The following is a 7,906-nucleotide window of genomic DNA, read 5'->3' on the forward strand; positions in this document are numbered from 1 at the left end:
GGCACTATGCCTTGGATGGCTATGCGGGTGCATTCCTGATGATCGCGATCTGGAAGGTGTGCGGATATTTGCTGACCCGTTTCGCGCCGGACCGCATGGCCGCTGAAATCGAGAGCTCCACGATGCAATCGCAGGCCGTTTGCAGGCTGTAAATTCACCGATCTGGACGAACCCGCCTGCGGCGGCCATGCCGGTCAAAACGGCTCAAGGGCCGCGCTGGATGGGTTGGATAGTTTCTGAAACGTTGTTGGATACGGTGCTTGCCGAAGCTGCTCTGCGATCGTATCCGCGCACTGCTTCGGGCTCAGGAGCGAGGTATCGACTTCCAGATCGTACACGCCTGGGCGGTGGACCTCCTCCTGCCACAGGCGCACGGGCAACGGCACCGGATCGTCTGATGAGCCGGTCACATATCTCTTGTCCGCCGCGCTGGCGGCACGCCTTTCCATGATGATTTCCAGCGGGCAGCGAACACCGACAAACAGCACCGGCAGACCGACAAGCCGGCGCGCGCAATCGGCCACAATGTGAACTGGTCTCGAATAGGCGTCGTGATGGCCGATATCCGCCACGACATTCAGCCCCAGCCGGCTGTGGGCGGCGATCGATTCGTAGAGCGCGGCGTATAGTCCGGGCACGAGGGCCTCAAGGTCCGGACGCTCGCCACCGGGCCGCAATCCTATCCCGGGCCGATAGCGTGCCGGCGTAGCCTGCTCGTAAACGTCGACGCCGAGATTGATCCAGACGCCATCGAAGCGCTCCTGAACAGCTCTGGCGATGCTTGTTTTTCCCGATCGCGGCGCACCGTTCAGGATGATGATCTGGCCGCTCATGCCCCTCCTCCTTGCAAACGAAAAAAGCCCCGTTTCCGGGGCTTTTCGACTTTCCTCAAGGTCAGTTCTTTCTGGGCAGTTGCGGGACGAGACTGCGCTTGCCGCCGTCCTTGCCCTTGGCTTCGGGCTTCTGCGCCACCAGCTTCTTGGCCGCCGGCTTCTTCGCTACGGCCTTTCTTGGCTTCGGCGTTTCTTCAGGCTCTTCCTTCTTCGGCTTCACCGGCGCCTCGTCGGCCAGCGATTCGAGCTTCAGGCCGGTCTCGCCGGTTTCCTTCTTCTCGACGGTGACGCGCACCGTGCCGCCCTTCTTGAGCTTGCCGAACAGCACCTCATCGGCCAACGGCTTCTTGATGTGCTCCTGGATCACGCGGCCAAGCGGCCGCGCTCCCATGCGCTCATCATAGCCCTTGTCGGCGAGCCAGGCGATCGCATCCGCCGACAGGTCGAAGGTGACGCCACGCTCTGAGAGCTGGGCCTCCAACTGCATGACGAACTTCTGCACCACCTGATGGATGACCGGCACCGGCAGCGAGCCGAACGGGATGATCGCATCGAGCCGGTTGCGGAACTCCGGCGTGAACAACCGGTTGATCGCCTCGACATCGTCGCCTTCGCGCTTGGTCGAGCCGAAGCCGATCGCCGCGCGCTGCGCATCCGACGCGCCCGCATTGGTGGTCATGATCAGGATCACATTGCGGAAGTCGATCTGCTTGCCGTTATGGTCGGTCAGTTTGCCGTGGTCCATCACCTGCAACAGGATGTTGAACAGGTCCGGATGCGCCTTCTCGACCTCGTCGAGCAACAGCACGCAATGCGGATGCTGGTCGACGCCGTCCGTCAGAAGACCGCCCTGGTCGAAGCCGACATAGCCCGGAGGCGCGCCGATCAGCCGCGAGACGGTGTGGCGTTCCATATATTCCGACATGTCGAAGCGAATCAGCTCGACGCCGAGCGAGGCGGCCAACTGCTTGGCCACTTCGGTCTTGCCGACGCCGGTCGGGCCGGAGAACAGGTAGGAGCCGATCGGCTTCTCCGGTTCGCGCAGGCCGGCACGTGCCAGCTTGATCGCCGAGGTCAGCGCGGTGATCGCAGTGTCCTGGCCATAGACGACGCGCTTCAGCTCGATATCGAGGCCCTGCAGCACCTTCTCGTCATCGGCCGAAACCGTCTTCGGCGGGATGCGGGCCATGGTGGCGATCGTCGCCTCGATCTCCTTGATGCCGATCGTCTTCTTGCGCTTGGCTTCCGGCACCAGCATCTGCGAGGCGCCGGTCTCGTCGATCACGTCGATCGCCTTGTCCGGCAGCTTGCGGTCGTTGATGTAGCGTGCCGACAGTTCCACCGAGGCCTTGATCGCCTCATTGGTGAACTTCACCTTGTGGAACTCCTCATAATAGGGCTTGAGGCCCTTCATGATCTCGATGGCGTCCTCGATGGTCGGCTCGTTGACGTCGATCTTCTGGAAGCGCCGCACCAAAGCACGGTCCTTCTCGAAGAACTGGCGGAATTCCTTGTAGGTGGTCGAGCCGATGCAGCGGATCGCACCCGATGACAGCGCCGGCTTCAACAGGTTGGACGCATCCATGGCGCCGCCTGAAGTAGCCCCTGCCCCGATGACCGTGTGGATCTCGTCGATGAACAGCACGGCGCCAGGATAGTCCTCGAGCTCCTTGACGACCTGCTTCAGCCGTTCCTCGAAATCGCCGCGATAGCGCGTGCCGGCGAGCAGCGTGCCCATGTCGAGCGCGAAGATGGTGGCGTTGTGCAGCACTTCGGGAACGTCGCCCTCGACGATGCGCTTGGCCAGACCCTCGGCGATCGCCGTCTTGCCGACGCCGGGGTCGCCGACATAGAGCGGGTTGTTCTTGGAGCGGCGGCACAGCACCTGGATGGTGCGGTTGATCTCGGATTCGCGGCCGATCAGCGGATCGATCTTGCCGGCCTTGGCCTTGTTGTTGAGATTGACGCAATAAGCCGTCAGCGCGTCCTGCTGCTGCTTCTTCTTGCCGCCTTCCTCTTGCGGCTCGGCGCCGTTCTGGCCGCCCTGCTCGTCATCGGCACCGCGCGGCGAGCGTGTCTCCGACGCGCCCGGACGCTTGGCAATGCCGTGCGAGATGTAGTTGACCGCGTCGTAGCGGGTCATCTGCTGTTCCTGCAGGAAATAGGCGGCATGGCTCTCGCGCTCGGCGAAAATGGCGACGAGCACGTTGGCGCCCGACACTTCCTCGCGGCCGGACGACTGCACATGGATCACCGCGCGCTGGATGACGCGCTGGAAACCGGCGGTCGGCTTGGAGTCCTCGTCGTAACCGGTGACGAGGTTGTCCAGCTCGGTGTCGATATAGGTGAGAACCGTGTGCTTGAGCTCATCGAGATCGACATTGCAGGCGCGCATGACGGCGGCCGCCTCGGTGTCGTCGATGAGCGCGAGCAGCAGATGTTCTAGGGTTGCATATTCATGGTGCCGCTCATTGGCGAGCGTCAGCGCCTGGTGAAGCGCCTTTTCCAGGCCTTGGGAGAAAGCCGGCATGTTACCTCACTTCTTCTCCATCACGCATTGCAGCGGATGCTGATTCTGTCGGGCGAAATCCATGACCTGGGACACTTTGGTCTCGGCCACCTCGAATGTATAGACCCCGCACTCGCCCACTCCATGATTGTGAACATGAAGCATGATGCGTGTGGCGGCTTCGCGATCCTTCTGGAAAAAACGCTCCAGCACGTGAACCACGAACTCCATCGGAGTGTAGTCGTCGTTGAGGATGAGGACCCGATAAAGGCTGGGCTTCTTGGTCTTGGTTTTGGTGCGCGTGATGACGGCCGTCCCACGGCCGGCCCCATTGCCGTTACCGTCGCCGTCTTGCATTCGCACCACTCGTCTCGTGGCAGTCAAACCTGAAGTCACGTATTCCTGCCTCTTTCGATTCCCCATGCGAGTTCGACATGTAGGTGTTCGATGTACGATTTTAAGCCCTTCTGGTTAGCTGACAATATGGCTAGGTCACCAACTTGGACGATTTTCGCAATCGTGAAGGGGCGCGAGGCTCTGGAACGGAAATTGACACGAAAAAAGCCCGGCCGCGTTTCCGTGGCCGGGCTTTTTCTCGGGTTCAAAGGCTGAATCTGGGGTCACGTCAGGCGAAATCAGTTCGCCCGGGCAAAATTACTTTGCCTTGGCAACGATCGATTCGAATGGCTTGTAAGCTTCCTTGGCGAGTTCGGCATAGAGATCGCCGATCTTGGTGGCCTCGGCGACGAACGCCTCATAAGACTGCTTGGCGTAGTCCGACTGGATCTCGATCGCCTTTTCCAGCGACTTGGCTGAAAACAGCTTCTCCACAGTGGCGCTGCCGGTTTCAAAACTCTTCTTGGTGTATTCACCAGCCTCGGTGGCAATCGCCTGCGCGCCCTTGGACAGCGACGCGAAGCTCTTCAATCCGGTGTCGGCGAACTCTTTGCCGTATTTGCTGAAGTCCTCATAGGTCTGGGTCATTTCACGATTCCCTTGACGGTTGAAGCGTCCTTCTTCGGGGCGCCCTTGTGCAATGCAAGATAATATATTGTGCGTCGCACAAAAGTCAAGATTTCGCGGGCTTGCGGGCCCGCCTGCGCAGCCAATGGCTAAAAATCGAATAAAGAGAACCTCAAGCCCGAAGAAAATGGTGAACGCGGCGGTTACCATAAACGGATTGGTAACGCTGCGCCGGTAGCTTGACCGGAAGCGAGGCAGGACCCTTTGCCGCCTCCAACGCAACGAAGAAATCCAAGGGAAGTACCAGTGCGTAAGGCGTTGTTGGGCATCGTTTCCAAATCCACCTCCCCTCTCAAAACGATGATGATCGTCGTCTTGGCGATGACATTCGTTTTTGGCGACGTTGCCTCGTCGCTGGCGGCCAGGCAGGCGGCCATCGTCGTGGATGCCAAGACCGGCAAGGTGCTTTACTCCGCAGATGCCAACGGCAGGCGCTACCCGGCTTCGCTGACCAAGATGATGACGCTGTATCTGACCTTCGAAGCGATGGCGAAGGGCAAGATCAGCAGGAACACGCCAGTGGTGTTTTCCGCCAAGGCCTCCGCCGAGGCGCCGACGAAACTTGGCGTGAAGCCGGGCGGTTCCGTCACGGTCGAGACCGCGATCCTGTCGATCGTCACCAAGTCGGCGAACGACTCGGCCACCGCGCTCGGCGAAATGCTCGGCGGCAATGAAACCACTTTTGCCCGCATGATGACCGCCAAGGCGCGTGCGCTGGGCATGAACGGCACCGTATTTAGAAACGCCAATGGCCTGCCCGACCCCGGCCAGTTCACCACCGCGCGCGACATGGCGACGCTCGGCATCGCGCTGCGCGAGCATTTTCCGCAGTATTACGGCTATTTCTCGCAGCGCTCCTTTCTCTACGGACGCAAGCGCATCAACGGCCACAACCGCCTGCTTGGACGTATCAAGGGTGTCGACGGCATCAAGACGGGCTACACCCGCGCCTCCGGCTTCAACCTCGTCTCGTCGGTTTCCGATGGCAATCGCCGCATCGTCGGCGTGGTCATGGGCGGCACCTCGGGCGGCAGCCGTGACAATCAGATGGCCAACCTGATCAACACCTATCTGCCGAGGGCATCGACTCGCGGTGGTGGCGATCTGGTCGCCAAGGCTGGCGGCAACAACCCGATCACTGCCCTTGCCAAGGTTCTCCTGCCCAAGCATGACGCTCCGACACCGGACGACAAGCCTGTCATAGCGCAGGACGATGCCATCGTTGCCGAGGACGCCACGGTCGCCGAAGACGATACCGCGCAGGCCGAGGAAGCAGCTCCCGTCGTCAAGACCAGAAAGGTCAAGACCGTCATCGTTTCAGCCCCCCAGGTCGCGACGGCCCAGGTGGTAGCGGCCTATGCCGAGCCGACGCCGGCGGCTGTCGACCCGGTCAACACCGCGTCGGTGCCGTCGGGCTGGGCCATTCAGGTCGCCTCGTCGCCAAAGCAGTCAGAGGCCCAGGCCTTTCTCGACAAGACCACCAAGCAGGCACCCAAGGTGCTGGCCGACGCGTCCGGCTTCACCGTCGCCTTCGACAAGGATGGCGTCACCTACTACCGCGCCCGCTTCGGCGGCTTCGGTTCGAAGACCGCCGCCTGGAAGGCCTGCACCGCTTTGAAGAAGAAGAACATCGAGTGCTACGCCGTCCAGCAGTAGGACGGCGTGCAAGTCATCTCCCGGAAAAGTTCTGCATCGAAGGAGACTAGTTGTGATTGGAGAGCAAGACGTCCTTGGCTTCGTTAATCCGCGCCGCCAGGAAAGACGTGCCGCCGACATCGGGGTGCAGGCGCTGCATCAGGCGGCGGTGCGCCTTGCGGACATCCGCCGCGGCGGCCCCCGCTTCAAGACCAAGGACCTTGTAGGCCTCCTCCTTAGTCATGGCGCCCGGACCTGGCGCAACACCCAGCCCTTCGCCACCGTTCGTCTCAGCGTTTTTGCGCCAGACGGGAAATCTGCCGTCAAGATACGTCTCTAGCAGCTGTCGGCTCTCCGGATCGCTGGAGAGTTCGCGGTAGAGGTGTTGCAATTCCGCCAGCCCCATCGCGCCAAGCATCTTGCCTTCGTGGCGGCCAGCCAGGACCAGTCCTTCGAGGCCGCCGGTATCGTGATCGAGCTCCATTTCCAATGCCGCTGTGCGCACCGTCGAGCGTTTGCCCGGTGCAAGCCCGGCCGGCTGGCGTTTCATGCGCATGGAGCCATACCAGGCAAATGCCGCGGTGAGGATCATGCCGCCGATGCCTTCACGGCCGACCACAAGCACGGCGACGCCGACAACTGCCAGAAGAGCCGGCCCGAGCGTTCGCAGCGTGCTCGCCAGTTTCGCCGGCTCGGCACGCAGAAAGATCGTCACCGCGCCGAGAAGCAGCAGAAGCAACGCGACAAAAGCGATGATTGCGCCCATTAATTTCCGCCGCCCCGCAGATGCTCGATCATCAGCCGGTCTTCCGGCCTGCCCCTGGCTTCGAGCGCCTTCAACCCGCCGGGCGCAAACACGGCGACGGCCGAAAGCAGCCCTGCCAAGGTCGCGGCAGCCCGCCGATCAAATCGGAACCAAGCCCCCTTGGAAAGCCGCGCAATCTCTTTGAACGCCTTTTCCGCGCCGGAATCATGGCCTTCCTGAAAGACGAAGACGGGAACGCCATGAAGGCCGAGGCTGCCGGCCTTTTCTGCCAGATCGTCGATATTCTCTTCCATCGCGTCGCCGATGTAGACCAGCGCATTGACCTTGGCGGCCGCCGTCTGTTTCAACGCATGCGTCAGGACCTTGCCGATCTGGGTGTGGCCGCTACGGCATTCGATCCGCGTCATCAGCTGCTTCAAGGCGTTGGTGTCGCTCACGAAAGCCGACGAACGGCACTCGCCGAGACCGCGAAAATAAACCAGTTGCACGCTGAGGGTTCCGGCCTTGCCGACGGCGTCGAACATCTGGCCCTGCAGCTCACAAGCCAGGTCCCAGGTCGGCTGGCGGCTCATTGTTGCGTCGAGAGCAAGGATCAGCCTGCCCGAACCGGTCGCCGACGCGGCAAGTGTCCTCGCCTGACGGATGAAGGCGTCGATCTCGCCGGCGTTGGATTGAGGCTTGACCGGCGCAGGACTGGTCCTCGCGGGCACGGGCTGCTTCTTATCGCTCATGAAAAACAAGATGTGGCGTTGCCACATCGCTTGCAAGCCCCACATCGGGCGGTGCAAAGGGCCAGGCGGTAATGCCACCTTGGGTCAGAGCAGGCCCAGATCGGCAAGCTCGCGCCTGAGTTTCGGCGGCATCTCGATCAATCCGGCCTTGCCCTTGCCCAGATCGAGCGGCGCGTCCGCCGGCTTCAGGTAGCGCCAGCCCTGAAAAGCCCGGCGCGGCTGCCAGTCGGTGCGTACAACCTCGGGGTCGAGAATCAGGTGACAGCGGCCGATGCCTTCGCTGTCGGTGAACGGCCGGATTTCGGTGATCAACTGGCGGCACTGCACATTGCCTTTGATCACCCAATAGAGCGAACCGCCATCGGTAACCTCGGCGCCGCGCGTCGGCATCATGCGGGTGGTGTGATAC

At 61.7% G+C, this 7,906-nt stretch carries 8 protein-coding genes; 1 reads left to right on the forward strand and 7 read right to left on the reverse strand.

Annotated elements, in window-relative coordinates:
- Positions 1-194 precede the first annotated feature (194 nt).
- From EOC06_RS27680 to EOC06_RS27695, 4 genes are all read right to left on the reverse strand, one after another.
- Positions 195-833, reverse strand: a complete 639-nt coding sequence (locus EOC06_RS27680) for a chloramphenicol phosphotransferase CPT family protein (protein ID WP_128309273.1) — start codon at positions 831-833, stop codon at positions 195-197.
- Between the two features lie 61 nt (positions 834-894).
- Positions 895-3,363 carry an ATP-dependent Clp protease ATP-binding subunit ClpA gene (gene clpA, locus EOC06_RS27685; RefSeq protein ID WP_127258970.1) on the reverse strand — a complete coding sequence of 823 codons (2,469 nt, stop codon included), beginning with the start codon at positions 3,361-3,363 and terminating at the stop codon, positions 895-897.
- A 6-nt stretch (positions 3,364-3,369) separates the two neighbouring features.
- Complete coding sequence (clpS, locus tag EOC06_RS27690; RefSeq protein WP_023812950.1) at positions 3,370-3,699, reverse strand: ATP-dependent Clp protease adapter ClpS; 330 nt, start codon at positions 3,697-3,699, stop codon at positions 3,370-3,372.
- A gap of 297 nt (positions 3,700-3,996) precedes the next feature.
- Positions 3,997-4,326 (reverse strand): phasin family protein, encoded by a 330-nt coding sequence (locus tag EOC06_RS27695; RefSeq protein WP_013531776.1) that lies wholly within the window; start codon positions 4,324-4,326, stop codon positions 3,997-3,999.
- Positions 4,327-4,611: 285 nt separating this feature from the next.
- Here EOC06_RS27695 and EOC06_RS27700 point away from each other — a divergent pair, with 285 nt between their 5' ends.
- Positions 4,612-6,021: a D-alanyl-D-alanine carboxypeptidase gene (locus EOC06_RS27700; RefSeq protein WP_128309274.1), complete on the forward strand. Its 1,410-nt coding sequence runs from the start codon at positions 4,612-4,614 to the stop codon at positions 6,019-6,021.
- A gap of 46 nt (positions 6,022-6,067) precedes the next feature.
- Here EOC06_RS27700 and EOC06_RS27705 read toward each other — a convergent pair whose 3' ends face one another.
- The 3 genes from EOC06_RS27705 to EOC06_RS27715 form a co-directional block, all read right to left on the reverse strand.
- Positions 6,068-6,766: a DnaJ domain-containing protein gene (locus tag EOC06_RS27705; protein WP_128309275.1), complete on the reverse strand. Its 699-nt coding sequence runs from the start codon at positions 6,764-6,766 to the stop codon at positions 6,068-6,070.
- Entirely contained in the window at positions 6,766-7,497 is a 732-nt protein-coding gene (locus EOC06_RS27710; RefSeq protein WP_164898768.1) for a VWA domain-containing protein, read from the reverse strand. Before EOC06_RS27710 ends, EOC06_RS27705 begins: the two co-directional genes overlap by 1 nt.
- Before the next feature lie 84 nt (positions 7,498-7,581).
- A partial coding sequence (locus EOC06_RS27715; protein ID WP_128309277.1) for a DUF1489 family protein occupies positions 7,582-7,906 on the reverse strand: 325 nt, incomplete at its 5' end.

This window comes from Mesorhizobium sp. M7A.F.Ca.MR.362.00.0.0, assembly GCF_004023175.1.
In the GTDB taxonomy this organism is placed as follows: Bacteria; Pseudomonadota; Alphaproteobacteria; order Rhizobiales; family Rhizobiaceae; genus Mesorhizobium.

Bases quoted from the DNA above. Each gene is read 5' to 3' on its own strand.
- EOC06_RS27695 (WP_013531776.1), bottom strand. From the start codon at position 4,326: ATGACCCAGACCTATGAGGACTTCAGCAAATACGGCAAAGAGTTCGCC.
- clpA (WP_127258970.1), bottom strand. From the start codon at position 3,363: ATGCCGGCTTTCTCCCAAGGCCTGGAAAAGGCGCTTCACCAGGCGCTG.
- clpS (WP_023812950.1), bottom strand. From the start codon at position 3,699: ATGCAAGACGGCGACGGTAACGGCAATGGGGCCGGCCGTGGGACGGCC.
- EOC06_RS27710 (WP_164898768.1), bottom strand. From the start codon at position 7,497: ATGAGCGATAAGAAGCAGCCCGTGCCCGCGAGGACCAGTCCTGCGCCG.
- EOC06_RS27705 (WP_128309275.1), bottom strand. From the start codon at position 6,766: ATGGGCGCAATCATCGCTTTTGTCGCGTTGCTTCTGCTGCTTCTCGGC.
- EOC06_RS27680 (WP_128309273.1), bottom strand. From the start codon at position 833: ATGAGCGGCCAGATCATCATCCTGAACGGTGCGCCGCGATCGGGAAAA.